13 protein-coding genes, 8 tRNA genes and 2 other annotated features are annotated in these 15,792 nt (G+C 48.9%); all 21 genes read right to left on the minus strand.

All coding sequences use genetic code 11. The features are described from left to right. Positions 1-59: 59 nt before the first annotated feature. Positions 60-791 (minus strand): 1-(5-phosphoribosyl)-5-[(5-phosphoribosylamino)methylideneamino]imidazole-4-carboxamide isomerase, encoded by a 732-nt coding sequence (hisA, locus tag B9N86_RS28575; protein WP_208916575.1) that lies wholly within the window; start codon positions 789-791, stop codon positions 60-62. A 23-nt stretch (positions 792-814) separates the two neighbouring features. Further along, entirely contained in the window at positions 815-1,435 is a 621-nt protein-coding gene (hisH, locus tag B9N86_RS28580; protein WP_208916577.1) for an imidazole glycerol phosphate synthase subunit HisH, read from the minus strand. Positions 1,436-1,437: 2 nt separating this feature from the next. Beyond that, positions 1,438-2,043, minus strand: coding sequence for an imidazoleglycerol-phosphate dehydratase HisB (gene hisB / locus B9N86_RS28585; RefSeq protein WP_208916580.1), 606 nt, complete (start codon positions 2,041-2,043; stop codon positions 1,438-1,440). Positions 2,044-2,075: 32 nt separating this feature from the next. Then, positions 2,076-3,374, minus strand: coding sequence for a histidinol dehydrogenase (gene hisD / locus B9N86_RS28590; protein ID WP_208916582.1), 1,299 nt, complete (start codon positions 3,372-3,374; stop codon positions 2,076-2,078). A 48-nt stretch (positions 3,375-3,422) separates the two neighbouring features. Next, positions 3,423-4,073 carry an ATP phosphoribosyltransferase gene (gene hisG, locus B9N86_RS28595; RefSeq protein WP_208916584.1) on the minus strand — a complete coding sequence of 217 codons (651 nt, stop codon included), beginning with the start codon at positions 4,071-4,073 and terminating at the stop codon, positions 3,423-3,425. Positions 4,074-4,103: 30 nt separating this feature from the next. Further along, positions 4,104-5,282 (minus strand): ATP phosphoribosyltransferase regulatory subunit, encoded by a 1,179-nt coding sequence (locus tag B9N86_RS28600; protein ID WP_208916586.1) that lies wholly within the window; start codon positions 5,280-5,282, stop codon positions 4,104-4,106. Between the two features lie 279 nt (positions 5,283-5,561). Next, on the minus strand, positions 5,562-6,785 hold the full coding sequence (locus tag B9N86_RS28605) for an acyltransferase (protein ID WP_208916588.1): 1,224 nt from the start codon (positions 6,783-6,785) through the stop codon (positions 5,562-5,564). Positions 6,786-7,060: 275 nt separating this feature from the next. After that, positions 7,061-7,567, minus strand: a complete 507-nt coding sequence (locus B9N86_RS28610; protein ID WP_208916590.1) for an acyltransferase — start codon at positions 7,565-7,567, stop codon at positions 7,061-7,063. Between the two features lie 13 nt (positions 7,568-7,580). Next, the gene (gene ppaX / locus B9N86_RS28615) at positions 7,581-8,228 is read right to left on the minus strand and encodes a pyrophosphatase PpaX (protein ID WP_208916592.1); all 648 of its coding nucleotides are present in this window, start codon (positions 8,226-8,228) and stop codon (positions 7,581-7,583) included. A gap of 6 nt (positions 8,229-8,234) precedes the next feature. Then, positions 8,235-9,356: a prolipoprotein diacylglyceryl transferase gene (gene lgt / locus B9N86_RS28620; protein WP_208916594.1), complete on the minus strand. Its 1,122-nt coding sequence runs from the start codon at positions 9,354-9,356 to the stop codon at positions 8,235-8,237. 11 nt (positions 9,357-9,367) lie between these two features. Next, the gene (gene hprK, locus B9N86_RS28625; protein WP_208916596.1) at positions 9,368-10,306 is read right to left on the minus strand and encodes an HPr(Ser) kinase/phosphatase; all 939 of its coding nucleotides are present in this window, start codon (positions 10,304-10,306) and stop codon (positions 9,368-9,370) included. Positions 10,307-10,643: 337 nt separating this feature from the next. Next, positions 10,644-11,768: an ABC transporter ATP-binding protein gene (locus B9N86_RS28630; RefSeq protein WP_208916598.1), complete on the minus strand. Its 1,125-nt coding sequence runs from the start codon at positions 11,766-11,768 to the stop codon at positions 10,644-10,646. Between the two features lie 105 nt (positions 11,769-11,873). Next, positions 11,874-13,076, minus strand: coding sequence for a PucR family transcriptional regulator (locus B9N86_RS28635; RefSeq protein ID WP_208916600.1), 1,203 nt, complete (start codon positions 13,074-13,076; stop codon positions 11,874-11,876). Positions 13,077-13,180: 104 nt separating this feature from the next. Further along, a tRNA-Lys gene (locus B9N86_RS28640) sits at positions 13,181-13,253 on the minus strand. A gap of 7 nt (positions 13,254-13,260) precedes the next feature. Then, positions 13,261-13,346 (minus strand) — tRNA-Tyr (locus B9N86_RS28645). An 11-nt stretch (positions 13,347-13,357) separates the two neighbouring features. Beyond that, positions 13,358-13,430, minus strand: a tRNA-Phe gene (locus B9N86_RS28650). A gap of 75 nt (positions 13,431-13,505) precedes the next feature. After that, positions 13,506-13,582: transfer RNA gene (locus tag B9N86_RS28655), tRNA-Asp, on the minus strand. A 14-nt stretch (positions 13,583-13,596) separates the two neighbouring features. Then, positions 13,597-13,672: transfer RNA gene (locus tag B9N86_RS28660), tRNA-Thr, on the minus strand. Positions 13,673-13,693: 21 nt separating this feature from the next. After that, positions 13,694-13,769, minus strand: a tRNA-Val gene (locus B9N86_RS28665). Between the two features lie 9 nt (positions 13,770-13,778). Then, positions 13,779-13,855, minus strand: a tRNA-Met gene (locus tag B9N86_RS28670). A 33-nt stretch (positions 13,856-13,888) separates the two neighbouring features. Continuing rightward, a tRNA-Ser gene (locus B9N86_RS28675) sits at positions 13,889-13,980 on the minus strand. Positions 13,981-14,102: 122 nt separating this feature from the next. Beyond that, positions 14,103-14,963, minus strand: a sequence feature (23S ribosomal RNA rRNA prediction is too short). Between the two features lies 1 nt (position 14,964). Next, positions 14,965-15,712 (minus strand) — a sequence feature (23S ribosomal RNA rRNA prediction is too short). Positions 15,713-15,792: the final 80 nt, after the last annotated feature.

Here is a 15,792-nt window from a genome sequence, read left to right on the forward strand (position 1 = left end):
CTAGAAAAAAATTAACCGTCTCTAATTCCTCCAGCAGCCTAACTCAGTCTATCTAATCTCTAACCGATGACGTTTACCGCTTCACTCAGATTAATGCTTCCTGTATACAGCGCCTTACCAACAATAGCACCTCCAACACCGTCCAAACGGTGCTTGCTGAGTGCTTTAAGATCATCCAGCTTGGTCACGCCTCCGGAAGCAATGACCGTTCGTCCGCTCGCCTTGGCCAGCGACACAATGGCCTCCACATTCGGTCCTTGCATCATGCCATCACGCGATATATCGGTGAATATAAACGTCTCTGCACCTTTAGAAGCCAGCTCTTTTGCCAGTATTTCAGCCTGTACCTCGGACGTCTCCAGCCAGCCGCGAGTTGCTACATATCCGTTACGCGCATCAATGCCGATGGCGACCTTATCACCGTATTTGCCCAGTACTTCCTCGGTAAATGCACGGTCTTCAATCGCTGCCGTACCGATGATTAACCGGCTTACACCAATGGACAACAGACGCTCGACTTCAGCAAGCGTACGTAGTCCGCCACCCACCTGCACAGGAACATTTGCTTTTGCCGCGATCTCACCGATAATGGCATCATTCACAGGATGGCCCGCTTTAGCCCCATCAAGGTCCACCAGATGAATGTACTTGCCGCCCTGCTCCTCCCAGGAACGCGCCACATTCAGCGGACTGTCGTTATACACCGTCTCTTGGTTATAATCGCCCTGTACAAGTCTGACACACTTGCCTCCTAAAATATCAATCGCCGGATATATGATAAAAGATGACATGTTCATCCCCGCTTCCTAAGTTATTAAGCTTTTGAATCCGTCAGCACCAAAAAATTACGCAGCAGGCTCATACCGAGTTCCCCGCTTTTCTCGGGATGGAACTGCATGCCGTATACAGAGCCGTTCCCAACAATCGCTGTCACCGGTTGACCGTAATCCGTTACTGCAAGCAGATGGGACTCCGCCTCAGGAAGGACATGATACGAATGCACAAAATACACATGCCCTTCCTCAAGCCCCGCAAACAGCGGATGTTCCGGATTATTGAACTGCAAGCTATTCCAGCCCATATGAGGCACCTTGTAATCACCACCGGTAAACCGCACCACCGATCCAGGCAAAATATTCAGCCCTTCATGACGTCCATACTCCTCGCTTTGGCTGAACAGGAGCTGCATGCCGAGACATATGCCGAGCAGTGGCTTCGGTCCGGATGCTGCCTCTTTCATCACCGCGTCAAGACCTGTCTCACGCAGATGCTCCATCGCATCGCCAAATGCGCCGACACCGGGCAAAATAATACCATCTGCCGCCAAAATGGCCTCCCGCTCCCCGGTAACAAGCGGCTCATATCCGAGCCGCTCTACTGCCTTGCTTACACTGTGTAAATTGCCCATGCCATAGTCCACAATCGCGATGGCCATGGCTACAGCACTCCCTTCGTGGACGGTACTCCCGTCACACGTGGATCAATGCTTGTCGCCTCATCCAAAGCACGGCCAAGCGCTTTGAACACGGCCTCAATCATATGGTGTGTGTTATGTCCGTAATGGACGATGACGTGTAGCGTCATCCGCGCCTCCAGCGCCAGCTTCCACAAGAACTCATGCACCAACTCCGTATCGAACGATCCAACCTGCTGGGAAGGATACTGTACCCGATATTCAAAATGCGGGCGGTTGCTAATGTCGATAACGACCTGCGCCAGCGCCTCATCCATCGGCACAAACACACTCGCATAACGCTTGATGCCTTTTTTATCCCCCAGAGCTTCACGCAGCACCTGTCCAAGGCAGATTCCGATGTCCTCCACCGTATGGTGATCATCAATCTCGATGTCCCCGTTCGCTTTCACGCTGAGATCGAATTGTCCGTGCTTTGTGAACAGATCCAGCATATGGTTCAGAAAAGGAACATCGGTCTCCAGCTCAGATACACCGGTCCCGTCTACGTTAAATTTAAGTGAAATGTCCGTCTCGTTCGTCTTGCGGCTGACACTCGATGTCCGCCCTTTCGCTTCAAAGCTGCTCACGATGTTTTCCCCCTTGTATATGACTCTGGCTCCTACTTCTTCTCCTGCTTCTGCTCTTGCTCCAGCCGAACACTGATCGCCCGTGCGTGACCCTCCAGTCCTTCCCGCCGGGCCAGCTCCATGATCGTCTCACCGTCACGGAGCAGCGCCTCCTTGCTGTAGTAAATCATACTCGACTTCTTAATGAAGTCATCCAGATCTACCGGAGAGGCGAATCTCGCGGTCCCATTCGTCGGAATGATATGGTTCGGTCCGGCAAAATAATCACCTACCGGCTCCGAGCTGTATGGACCGAGGAAAATAGCCCCGGCGTTCTCGATCTGGCCTACAAGAGCCATCGGCTCTTCTGTCACGATCTCAAGATGCTCCGGCGCCAAGCGATTCACTACCTCGATGCCCTCCTTGAGGGTGTCGGTCACGATGATCGCGCCATAACTGTCCACTGATGCTCGGGCAATATCACGCCTTGGCAGCAGTTCAAGCTGACGCTCCACTTCTGCCGATACGGCTTCTGCAAGCGACTGTGACGGTGTTACTAACACCGCTGATGCCATCTCGTCATGCTCTGCCTGTGACAGCAGGTCAGCCGCTATAAACGACGGCTGTGCTGTATCATCAGCCAGCACCACGATTTCACTCGGCCCTGCCATGCTGTCTATGTTGACTACTCCGTACACTTCTCGTTTAGCGAGAGCCACATAAATATTGCCGGGACCGCAAATTTTGTCTACTGGCGAAATACTGTCTGTTCCATAAGCGAGCGCGGCAATGGCCTGAGCCCCGCCAACACGATAAATCTCGGTCACACCCGCTTCCGCTGCTGCAACCAAGATATAAGGATCAATGCCCTCTTTTCCCCGAGTTGCCGGCGGTGTAACCATGACGATCTCAGGTACTCCGGCTACCTGTGCCGGAATGACATTCATGAGCACAGAAGAGGGATAAGCAGCTTTTCCGCCCGGAACATACACACCGACCCGCTTCAATGGCCTGATGATCTGTCCGAGAATGCTGCCGTCCGGTTGAAGATCCATCCAGGAGCTGCGCTTCTGCTTCATATGGAATGTACGGATGTTATCCGCTGCGGCCCGAATCGCGGTCACAAAAGACGGCTCGACATGGTCATAAGCTGCCTTAAGCTCATCCTCTGGTACTCGCAGCTGATAACTCTCCAGCTTCATATTATCGAATTGTTCCGTATAACGAAGCAGTGCAGCATCTCCTTCCGCACGTACCGCCTGAACCACTGCTTTTACCGTTTCGTTCTGTTCCGGCGTTCCGTAATCGCTCTCCCGCTGCAGTTTGAAATCTCGTACCGATACTACTTTCACCGTAGATTCCCCCTTACCTCTCCTCTTCATGCTTTTCGTTTCGTCCATTTACATCTTCTGTCTATTCGCTTCCCCAGCCAGTATCACCTGTTGCAGGCGGTCACACAGCTCCTGAATCTCACGATTCTTCATCCGGTAGCTTACCCGGTTGGCGATTAGTCGGCTCGTAATTTCAAATAGGCTCGTCATTTCCACAAGACCGTTCTCCTTCAGCGTCTGTCCGGTTTCCACCATATCCACAATCCGGTCCGCCAAACCAATGAGTGGCGCGAGCTCGATAGAGCCGTTCAGCTTCACGACCTCAACCTGCTGCCCTTGCTCCCGGAAGTATTGCGATGCCACATTCGGATATTTGGTTGCTACGCGCTGCTGAATATCCGGCGTCCAATCCGGAAGACCAATAACCGACATCCGGCATCTTGCAATTCCGAGATCCAGCAGCTCATACACGTCCTTGTTCTCTTCCATCAGCACATCCTTGCCCACAATACCGATGTCCGCAACGCCATATTCCACATAAGTCGGTACATCAACCGGCTTCGCCAGAATAAATTCCATTCCTGCTTCCGGCAAAGGGATGACCAGCTTACGCGTATCATCGATATCCATGGGAATCGGTAATCCGGCTGAACGGAACAACGCGGATGCCTTTTTATAGATTCGCCCTTTAGGCATAGCCACTTTCAATATATCCGCCATCTAACGCACCTCCTTACATTCAAATCTATTTTACGAAAACGTAATGATTTCCTCATAGCCTTGATGGAGCAGTCCGTGCTCAGGAGCTTGAATCTCACCGGTACCCATTATTAATGTGGTGACAACAACTTTCCCTTCACTACGTAGCAGAGTAGCCTTAGCAAGGCCTTCTTTACGGTAATCGGCTGTGTACTGTACCAGAACCGGAAGCTGCTTAGATGTCTCCTTCACTCGGACACCATCCAAAATGCGGTTTGTTTTCAGTGCAAAGCCTGTTGCAGGAACATTGCGTCCAAACTGCTTCAGCAGCTTGTCGTAACGTCCGCCACTCGCTACAGGTGAACCAATCTCCGCAGCGTACCCTTCAAATGTCATCCCCGTATAATAGGAAAAATCTCCAATCATCGTCAGATCGACCAGCACATGCTCCGAGACATCATACGCCTCAAGTACTTCCCACACCTTGTACAGATGCTCAATAGAAGCACGGGCCAACGGATTGCCGCTCAGCTCCAGAGCCTGTTCACAGATTTCCCTGCCACCACGCAGACGGAGAATCCCCTCTAGCTTATCAGCTTGACTGCTGGACAGCCTCAAGCCGGAAATGGTGTTCCTGTAGCCGACATAGTCCCGATTCAGTAAATCATGCTTCAGGTTCTCCTGATCTTCTAACCGTTCAGGAAGTACCTCTTCCAACAGACCATTCAGAAAGCCTACATGCCCCAGTGCTATTCTGAATCTTTCCACACCTGCTGCCTGCAGTGATTCAATCGCCAGCGCTACGACTTCTGCGTCCGCCTCAGGTGAATCATCGCCAACCAGCTCCACGCCAGTCTGAAAGAACTCGGCCTCCCGTCCGGCCTCTTCTTCAATCGCGCGAAACACATTTGCGTGGTAAGAAAGGCGAATAGGCAGCGGCTCTCCCTTCAGCAGCGATGCCACCACTCTGGCAATCGGTGCCGTTATATCCGAACGGAGCACCATCGTCGTGCCCCGGTTGTTTAGCAGCTTGAACAGCTTCTGGTCAGACGTCGAACTTGCGACACCAACCGTATCGTAATATTCCATCGTTGGCGTCATGATCTGCCGATATCCCCAGCGGTCCATACACGCAAGCACTTGCTGCTCAATCCGGCGTAGCCTTGCTACCGCATGTGGGAGATAGTCCCGGACGCCAGCCGGTTTTTCAAAGCCTTTTGGTTTAGACATGACGTTACACCTCAAATCATGATATTCTTTATTATATTAAAGTGCTACCATACTACCAAAGTAAAGAATATTGGCTATATTACCATAGATCTTGCCTCATCGTCAATCCAATATGTTTATTCTGTCATTATAACCTACCTTCGTCTAACAAGTGGAATATATAATGATTCAACAATACAAAAAAGCCGTCCGATTACCGGACGGCTTCAAGCTGGCTGATAGCCTAAAATTATATAAAGTTATGATTGCGATAAACAAGGGACATCAAGTTTGCGATCCTTACAAATCAACCGATTTCTTGCTGTCTCCTGCCACAGACTCCTGCTTCTGACGCTCTGGTTTCGAAGGCGCCTTCGGCTTCAGGGAACGCGGCACACTACCAAGCAGAACCCATGAACCTGGAATGCGTCTCAAAATGAACTGAACGACCAATGCACTCACAATAAGTGCTGACACCATACCACCATAGATCCACATCAGGTAATCATCGGTTACCGGATTCAAATTGAAGTCATATAGACGATAGAACGCAAGCCACAACGGATGTACCAGATAAATGGCAAAGGAAAGTTCACCTATCCGCGTCAAGACAGCAATGATCTTTTTCCAACCGCTTTGATACAGCCAGTTGGCAGCCTGCATGAGAACTATTGCTGAGAAGACCGTATGCATGTTCCATAGAAATTCATACCATAACGAGTCGTACTTTGCTCCAAGCAGTCGCGTGTTGTACCAAATCTGCACATGTGTCAACGCCATCAACAGCCATCCGCCCCAAAGAGCAATCGTAGCACGCTTTTGACGAGAGGTCTGTTTCTTCCATGTCGAGGTTAACCATACTTTATACTTATCGTAATTGATCGCCAGATAAGCACCCAGCATGTAGTAAGCCAAATAGGAAATCGCAAGACTGCCTTTCGTTGAGTAATGCAGCTCGTACTTATTCCATACGATAAAACCCCACTGAAGCAGGAACCCGATCGGCACCGCCCAGCGTACAAGAAATTTCGACGATTTAAACAGCTTCAGGAATAACGGGAACAGAATGTAGAACTGCAGACTGATAAACACAAAGTATAAGTGCGTGTAGTTCTGACCCTTGGCCAGTCGTTCAAAAAACACCGGAAGCTGCGCACCGAGATCCAGCGAGCTGTTCAGAAGACCATTTTGATACAGTCTGACGAAAAAATAACCTATCGAAATAAGCAGATAAGGCAGTAGAATGTACAACAGCCGTCTTTTATAGAAATTGGTGATCAGACTCTTGGTCAATGGACGGTCATAATAATTGTAGAACAGGACAAAACTGCTTAGAAAGATAAACGATGGCGTCCCGTACTTAAAAAATATATTCAGAAAGTTAATAATATAGTAGAAGCGAGAGTCGATCGCATCCACGGTCGCAAATGAGGTCGCATGCACATGCAGTACGCCCAGAATGGCCAATGCCCGATAGATGTCTAACTGCGGCAGCCGTTCTTTCTTGATTTGAGTAGCTTCCATGTCTTTAATTCCCCTTTGAAAAATAGAGTAGAAACAGAAACCCAAAGTGGCAAAATAAAAAACGCTCAGCTTGGCTTAGAGACAACAGAGCGTAGGGGCGGCTGTTTGCTATTTCCAGTAATACTAGAGATAGATGAAACTCACACTTCATGTCAAGGAAAAAGCCCCACAAGGCTGTTTACCTGGGGGACCATTCATTTATTGTTCTCGTGTTGTTTACCCTATTCATTTTACAACAAAAACAGCTATTTTGGAACCCGAGGCAGCATTTTGGCTCAAATTGACTCCTCTTCCGGTGTTGTCCGGCGGAGTTCGCGCAGCGGATTACCGCCCACAAAAGCGCCCGGAGCCACATCCTTGTGTACCACCGCACCAGCTGCAACCACAGCGCCGTCACCAATCGTAACCCCAGGTAAAATCGTCGTATTGGCACCAATTAATACATTTTCACCAATAATAACTTCGCCAAGCCGGTATTCCCGAATGAGGTATTCATGAGCGAGGATTGTCGTGTTATAACCGATGACAGAGTTCTCGCCAACCGTTATCTTTTCCGGGAAAAATACATCCACCATGACCATTAATCCAAAAGCTGTATGCTTGCCAACTTTCATCCCGAGCACGTTCCGGTAAATCCAATTTTTCATCGGGAGCACAGGACAGTAGCGGGCCAATTGAACGAAAATAAAGTTTTTGACTCCCTTGAACGGACTCACTGTGCGGTATATATGCCACAACGCGTTATGCCCCTCCACAGGGTGGCGGGTTACCTTTCTAGCCATTACACCTTGGCTCCTATTCCTGTTTCTGTCCTACGATTGTATATATGTCCCGCATGTCTTTTAAAATATAATCCGCACCGTAATCCCTTAACATCTGCTCACCTTTCAGTGACCAAGCTACTCCAGCAGCTTGTACTCCAGCTGCCTTCGCGGACTGGATGTCTACAGAACTGTCGCCTACCATCAAGGTAGTCTCCGGATTGCAGCCAAGACTCTTCACGGCCGTCAGTACGGGTTCCGGATGCGGTTTCGGGTTCTCCACATCGTTAACTGTGACCACGACGGACATATATTTTTCCAAATTGAACTTTTCCAATGTCATTAGTGTCGATGGACGAATTTTTGTTGTAACAATACCCATGGATACCCCTTGACCATGCAGCCATTCCACCACCTCATTCACATGAGGGAACGGACGAACCATCTCATCATGATGCTGCTGATTGTATGTACGGTAAAGAGGGACCAGCTGGCTCACATCATCAAGTCCGGAAAAGGCTTGAAGCTGATATTCCAATGTCGTACCCATATGCGAGATTATGCCTTCCCTCGTCAGAGGCCCTTTCGGCCCCTTTTCAAATACATGCATAAACGAGGATATAATTAATTCATTCGTATCTATAATGGTTCCATCCAGATCAAACAGTACAGTTTCTATCATGCTGTCCTACTCCTTTTTGTCCTCCGCCTCTCCCTTGGAGCGTTGGCTCTCATCCTGAGGGGAGTCATCCGGTCCTGCTTTATCGGCCGAATCCAGTACGCTCGTGTCTTGAACAGACGACGGATTAGGCGATGGTGCTTGTGCTGGCTTCGGTTTGCTGACTTGCTGTTGTTTACGGTTCAGAGCTGCTTCCGGTGTTGGAGCTACTCCTGGTTTGGTGCAGACGATCGGGTCCAGATAACGTTCATTCGCTCTCCCAGTTACCCGTCGAACAATAATCAGTATAATTCCGGAAACAACTATAATTATTGGCAGCAGTTGTGAGATACGGATGTTTCCGTACGCTGGATCTAAGTAACCCTGCTCGAAGCCCATCCAGGTCATCGGACTCCACAGAGTGTTGATGAAGGATTCCAGGCCCGAAGGTCCTTGAAATGCCAAACTATCTGTACGAACTGCCTCGATAAAGAATCGTCCGATGGAGTACCAGATGAAATATCCAATAAACAGCTCACCCATACGCAGGAACTTCTGTCTGCGAAGCACGAGTAACAGAAGAATCCCTACGAAATTCCACATTGATTCATATAGGAAGGTCGGATGATGAAACACACCTTCCACATTCATTTGATTCACGATAAAGTCCGGTAGATGAAGTTTATCCCGAAGAAAAGACGCTTCTACTGGACCGCCGTAGGCTTCCTGATTGACAAAGTTACCCCAACGTCCAATCATCTGACCCAAAAGCAGCGCGGGTGCACACATGTCGGCAATCCGCCAAAATTTATAACCTTTATAACGAACATAAATAATTGCACATATGATAGCGCCGATCAGGGCGCCGTAAATGGCTATACCGCCGTTCCATATTTTGAATACATCGAGAAAGTTATCTTTATAATCTTCCCATTTGAAGGCAACATAATAAATTCTTGCTCCAATAATGGCTGAAGGCACGCCTAAAAGCAACAGATCCATGAAGAACTCCTGAGGAATGCCAAAGCGTTTCCCTTCACGGATAACAAGTAGCAGCCCTGCCAAAGCGCCCAAACCCAAAATGATTCCATACCAGTGGACGCGCAGCGATCCAATGGAAAAAGCAATCGGATCGATCAGCAATGTTGACATTAAATTCCCCCCTAGTCCAAATCATCCATATCATCGGCAATAGTTGCCGTTAGTTTGTTCGTAAACTGCAGCGCTGCATTCAGACCCATCTGTTTCAACCGGTAGTTCATCCCGGCTACCTCGATGATAACGGCCAGGTTTCGCCCTGGGCGAACCGGAATCGTAACCAGCGGCACGTCTGTATCAATAATGCGCGTTGTCTCTTCATCCAATCCCAGACGGTCATACTGTTTGTCCTGCTGCCATGCTTCAAGACGTACAACGAGCGTAATCCGTTTGTTATTCCGGACCGCACCCGCACCAAACAGTGTCATTACGTTAATGATGCCAACCCCGCGAATCTCCAGCAAGTGACGGATTAATTCCGGTGCTGTACCATGCAGCTGAAAGTCCGACGTTTGGCGGATTTCTACCGCATCATCTGCAATCAGACGGTGACCCCGTTTCACAAGCTCCAGCGCAGTTTCACTCTTACCGATACCACTTGTTCCGGTAATGAGCATACCCACACCATAGACATCACACAGTACCCCGTGGATGGTTGTCGTTGGAGCAAGTTTGCGCTCCAAAAAGCTGGTGATCCGGCTTGTCAAAATTGTTGTCGCCATGCTGCTTCGCAGCACAGACAGACCTTTTTCATTGCTAACTTCCACCAACTCTTCAGGAACTTCCAATGAACGTGTAACGACAATGCAAGGTGTCTCATCCGTGCAAAGACTGCGCATACGCTCTCTGCGCTCCTCAGGCTTCAGCATTGCAAAAAAAGCTAATTCGGTCCGGCCCAGCAGCTGAACTCGATCCCGTGGATGATATTCAAAATAACCCGCCATTTCCAAGCCTGGACGGTTGAGATCGTCCGTTGTAATTTGACGTTTCAAGCCTTCTTCACCTGAGATGACCTCCAGCTGGAACTGCTGAACCAGCTCAGACACTTTCACTTTTTTGGCCATGGTCTTACCCCTTTTCGTCCGTATGTTGAAAATCATAACGCGGCCCAGACAGCTGGCCCGCTCACAAATGTTATCGTTTGTAATTAAGAAAAACCAGCAAATAACACACAGATTGAATATTCATCTGTCCACTAGACTAACAGCTATGTAAGCCTTACTTCCTGATATCTTAAAGGAAATTAGCACTAATTGCAATCTTACTGGGTGCTCCCTATCATCTCAGAAAACTCCAAATATGTGTCCGGTAATCTTCTGCGACTATCTCTAAATCTTACCTTATATCTAAAAAAAACCGCCCCACAGGGCGGTTTTTCGTGGAAAGCCGACTGTCGGAGAATTAGTCTCCCAACAAAACGTTCAGTTCGGACTCTTTATCAAAGATATGAACTTTGTTCATGTCGATTGCCAATTTAACGTTATCACTTTCACGAGTCGTGGAACGTCCGTCTACACGGCCGATAACCGTTTCAGTACCCAAGCCACTCAGGTACAAGAGCATTTCGTGACCCAAGTTCTCTGTAACGTCAACTTTTGCGCTGAAGATTGTGTTTGGAGAAGCTTCCAAGAACACTGGCTCTTCATGAATATCTTCTGGACGAAGTCCCATAATCACTTCTTTCCCGATCATGGATTTGTTCTTCAGAAGCTGTGCTTTACCACCTGGTACTTGTACGTTCAAACCTTCAGCTGTGAAGTACACTTCGCCGTTTTGCTCGGACAATTTACCGTTGATGAAGTTCATTGTCGGGGAACCAATAAAGCCGGCAACAAACAAGTTACTTGGACTGTTGTACAGTTGCTCCGGAGAATCAGCCTGCTGAATAATACCGTCCTGCATAACTACGATACGATCACCCATCGTCATAGCTTCCGTCTGGTCATGCGTTACATAGATACAAGTGGTTTCGAGACGTTTAACCAGCTTTGTAATTTCAGCACGCATCTGACCACGCAATTTAGCGTCCAAGTTGGAAAGCGGCTCATCCATCAAGAAGACTTGCGGATCACGGACAATCGCACGGCCCAAGGCAACACGCTGACGCTGACCACCGGAGAGAGCTTTTGGCTTACGCTCCAGCAAATGCCCAATATCCAAAATTTTTGCTGCTTCACGTACACGCTTGTCGATCTCGTCTTTCTTAACTTTACGAAGCTTCAAGCCAAAGGCCATGTTCTGATACACATTCATGTGCGGATACAAGGCGTAGGATTGGAATACCATCGCGATGTCACGGTCTTTAGGAGCTACATCGTTAACTACACGGTCACCAATGTAGAGTTTACCTTCGGAAATTTCTTCGAGTCCAGCGATCATCCGCAAAGTTGTGGATTTACCGCAACCGGAAGGTCCTACCAAAACCAGAAACTCTTTATCTTTAATATCGAGGTTAACATCGATTACTGTTGCCTTATCGGATCCTGCATATTTCTTGTAAATGTGCTCTAAACGTACGCCTGCCATGCTTTTTGCCCCCTCATATTAAGTGTTATGAAATCGAATACATTTTATAGTCTATATATTACCCCATAGGCATCTTACTGGCTATACACAATCTGCACAAAAAACTTATTTCCTTTTCGTTACTTTATACAATAGGAGCGTAATTTTCACCAAAACCGCATCACCGAAGCTCCGGACATCTAGGCCCGTCTCCTGCTTAATCTTATCCAGACGGTACAAAAGTGTATTCCGATGAATATAAAGCCGCTTGGCCGTCTCACTCACATTGCAGTCCAAATCAAAAAAACTTTCCAGTGTAGACAAAGTTTCCGTATCTTCAAACACATCCGTATGATGGCTGGCATACTCCTCTAAAAACCGACTTCGCTGCGGTTCCGGAATACTGAACAACAGGCGCTCCAAATGAAGACCCGTCGATAAATGAATATGCTCCTTGACCTGAAAGGTTCGTCCGATAATCATCGTTTCACGCAACTGTCTTAGACCATCCGGAAGATCTTGCTGCACTTTCACAGCCGGAATGGCGGCAATATGAAAGTCCCCCACCCATTCGTTCGAAACCAGTTCATACAATCCCATGCAAAAGAGGGAAAGCAAATCCTGATCCCCTTCGCCTGTGGCATCATCCTTCTCATCCGTCAGACCGTCCAATAGCTGAGGATCGGCAAGGACAAGCCACTCCTTCTCCTTCAGCGGAACCAATACAATCTCTCCGCCAAAATAGCTGCGAAGCAGCCTTTGCAGCGATTTAAAGGTGGTGTTTGCCGGATGCTCACTTTCATTAGCAAGCAGAAAAGGAATCATTTCATCGAACATAGCCACTTTTTCGGAAAATTCCTCTGGCAGCCCAACTTGATATTCCCCTGCGTCTACACATGCGTTCAGCCATACGCCCATCAATTGGGCATTCCGCTCTTCTTCTGCTTTGACATCGTTCCGTGGACCTTTAACAGAGGAGGCACTATCCGCTATACTGGACAACAGCAGTCCAATCAGCTTCACTTCGGACTCCGTCACCATTGCAGCCGGTGCTGTAATCACTACAGGCAATTCATTATGAGCAGGGATTTTAAACCATACTTCACCCTGACCCGAATAATACACAGCTCCTGCATCAATCAGTTCTTTATTACGATTCTTCATTCGCGATACGCTATGAGACTTTCCGTCTGATGCCTGTTCTTGAAGGCTGGACTGCTTCAAAGATTCCATCATCATTCTGGTCTCTTGTTCATTCAACGATTTGAGCGCCATAGGAATCCCTAACGCGCTCTTCAAGTTCAGAAGTATTTGCTCCATCTCCGCCATTGATGACTCCACCACTTTGTCATTTTCTTATTATTTTAACATATCTACCGCAGACAACTGAAATGCAACAAAAAAGCCGTCAACATTGTTGACGACTTCTGTGATGAGCCATGAAGGACTCGAACCTTCGACACCCTGATTAAAAGTCAGGTGCTCTACCAACTGAGCTAATGGCTCTTAAAACTGGTGGAGGATGATGGATTCGAACCACCGAACCCGTACGGGAGCAGATTTACAGTCTGATGCGTTTGGCCACTTCGCTAATCCTCCAGGATTAAAGGTGGCTCGGGACGGAATCGAACCGCCGACACGAGGATTTTCAGTCCTCTGCTCTACCGACTGAGCTACCGAGCCATATTAAGTTTTTACAAAAAAACAGTGTGAAGCGATTTAACTTCGCACATGAATCCAACCATTGAATATAATAAATGGCGGAACTGACGGGATTCGAACCCGCGATCTCCTGCGTGACAGGCAGGCATGTTAGGCCTCTACACCACAGTTCCGCATTTAAAATAACTGGTGCCGGCGAGAGGACTTGAACCCCCAACCTACTGATTACAAGTCAGTTGCTCTACCAGTTGAGCTACACCGGCGTATTCAATTCTAAAAATCAATGGTGGAGGCTGAGGGGTTCGAACCCCCGACCCTCTGCTTGTAAGGCAGATGCTCTCCCAGCTGAGCTAAGCCTCCAGGTATGTATGGTAGCGGCGGAGGGGATCGAACCCCCGACCTCACGGGTATGAACCGTACGCTCTAGCCAGCTGAGCTACACCGCCATATCAATACAGGATACATTCAGGTTATATTAATGGCGGAGAGAGAGGGATTCGAACCCTCGCACCACTTACGCAGTCTAACCCCTTAGCAGAGGGTCCCCTTATAGCCACTTGGGTATCTCTCCATCATAACCTTATTGTAAGTTACAGAGATTGACTCCCTGAAAACTAGATACGAAACATCATTTGCGAATATTGCATATGCTTACGAAGTAGCTTCACTTCGTGAAACTTTTAGGATAAGCCCTCGACCGATTAGTATTGGTCAGCTCCATGCATTGCTGCACTTCCACCTCCAACCTATCTACCTCGTCGTCTTCAAGGGGTCTTACTAGTTGGGAAATCTCATCTTGAGGGGGGCTTCACGCTTAGATGCTTTCAGCGCTTATCCCTTCCGTACGTAGCTACCCAGCCATGCTCCTGGCGGAACAACTGGTGCACCAGCGGTACGTCCATCCCGGTCCTCTCGTACTAAGGACAGCTCCTCTCAAATTTCCTACGCCCACGACAGATAGGGACCGAACTGTCTCACGACGTTCTGAACCCAGCTCGCGTACCGCTTTAATGGGCGAACAGCCCAACCCTTGGGACCTACTTCAGCCCCAGGATGCGATGAGCCGACATCGAGGTGCCAAACCTCCCCGTCGATGTGGACTCTTGGGGGAGATAAGCCTGTTATCCCCAGGGTAGCTTTTATCCGTTGAGCGATGGCCCTTCCATGCGGTACCACCGGATCACTAAGCCCGACTTTCGTCCCTGCTCGACTTGTAGGTCTCGCAGTCAAGCTCCCTTATGCCTTTGCACTCTTCGAATGATTTCCAACCATTCTGAGGGAACCTTGGGGCGCCTCCGTTACTCTTTAGGAGGCGACCGCCCCAGTCAAACTGCCCACCAGACACTGTCCCCGCACCGGTTTACGGTACTAGGTTAGAACCTAGATACGATCAGGGTGGTATCCCAACGGCGCCTCCACAGAAGCTTGCGCTCCCGTTTCCTAGGCTCCCACCTATCCTGTACAGATCGTACCCAAATCCAATATCAAGCTGCAGTAAAGCTCCATGGGGTCTTTCCGTCTTGTCGCGGGTAACCTGCATCTTCACAGGTATTAAAATTTCACCGGATCTCTCGTTGAGACAGCGCCCAAATCGTTACGCCATTCGTGCGGGTCAGAATTTACCTGACAAGGAATTTCGCTACCTTAGGACCGTTATAGTTACGGCCGCCGTTTACTGGGGCTTCGGTTCACAGCTTCGGATTACTCCTAACCACTCCCCTTAACCTTCCAGCACCGGGCAGGCGTCAGCCCGTATACTTCGCCTTACGGCTTCGCACAGACCTGTGTTTTTGTTAAACAGTCGCTTGGGCCTTTTCACTGCGGCCCCCTCGTGCTATTCACACTACCGGGGCACCCCTTCTCCCGAAGTTACGGGGTCATTTTGCCGAGTTCCTTAACGAGAGTTCTTCCGCGCGCCTTAGAATTCTCTTCTCGCCTACCTGTGTCGGTTTGCGGTACGGGCACCTTCACCTGACTAGAGGCTTTTCTTGGCAGTGTGAGATCATGACCTTCGCTACTATAATTTTCACTCCCCATCACAGCCCAGCCTTAACGATGTGCGGATTTGCCTACACATCAGCCTCACTGCTTGGACGGACATCCATCAGTCCGCGTCACTACCCTCCTGCGTCACCCCATCGTTCATAACGGTTTACGGTGGTACAGGAATTTCAACCTGTTGTCCTTCGATTACGCCTTTCGGCCTCACCTTAGGTCCCGACTTACCCTGAGCGGACGAACCTTCCTCAGGAAACCTTGGGCTTTCGGCGGATCAGATTCTCACTGATCTTTTCGTTACTCATACCGGCATTCTCACTTGTATGCTGTCCAGCGCTCCTTACGGTACACCTTCAACCTACATACAACGCTCCCCTACCCCTGA

Source organism: Paenibacillus uliginis N3/975 (assembly GCF_900177425.1).
Lineage (GTDB): Bacteria > Bacillota > Bacilli > Paenibacillales > Paenibacillaceae > Paenibacillus_AQ > Paenibacillus_AQ uliginis.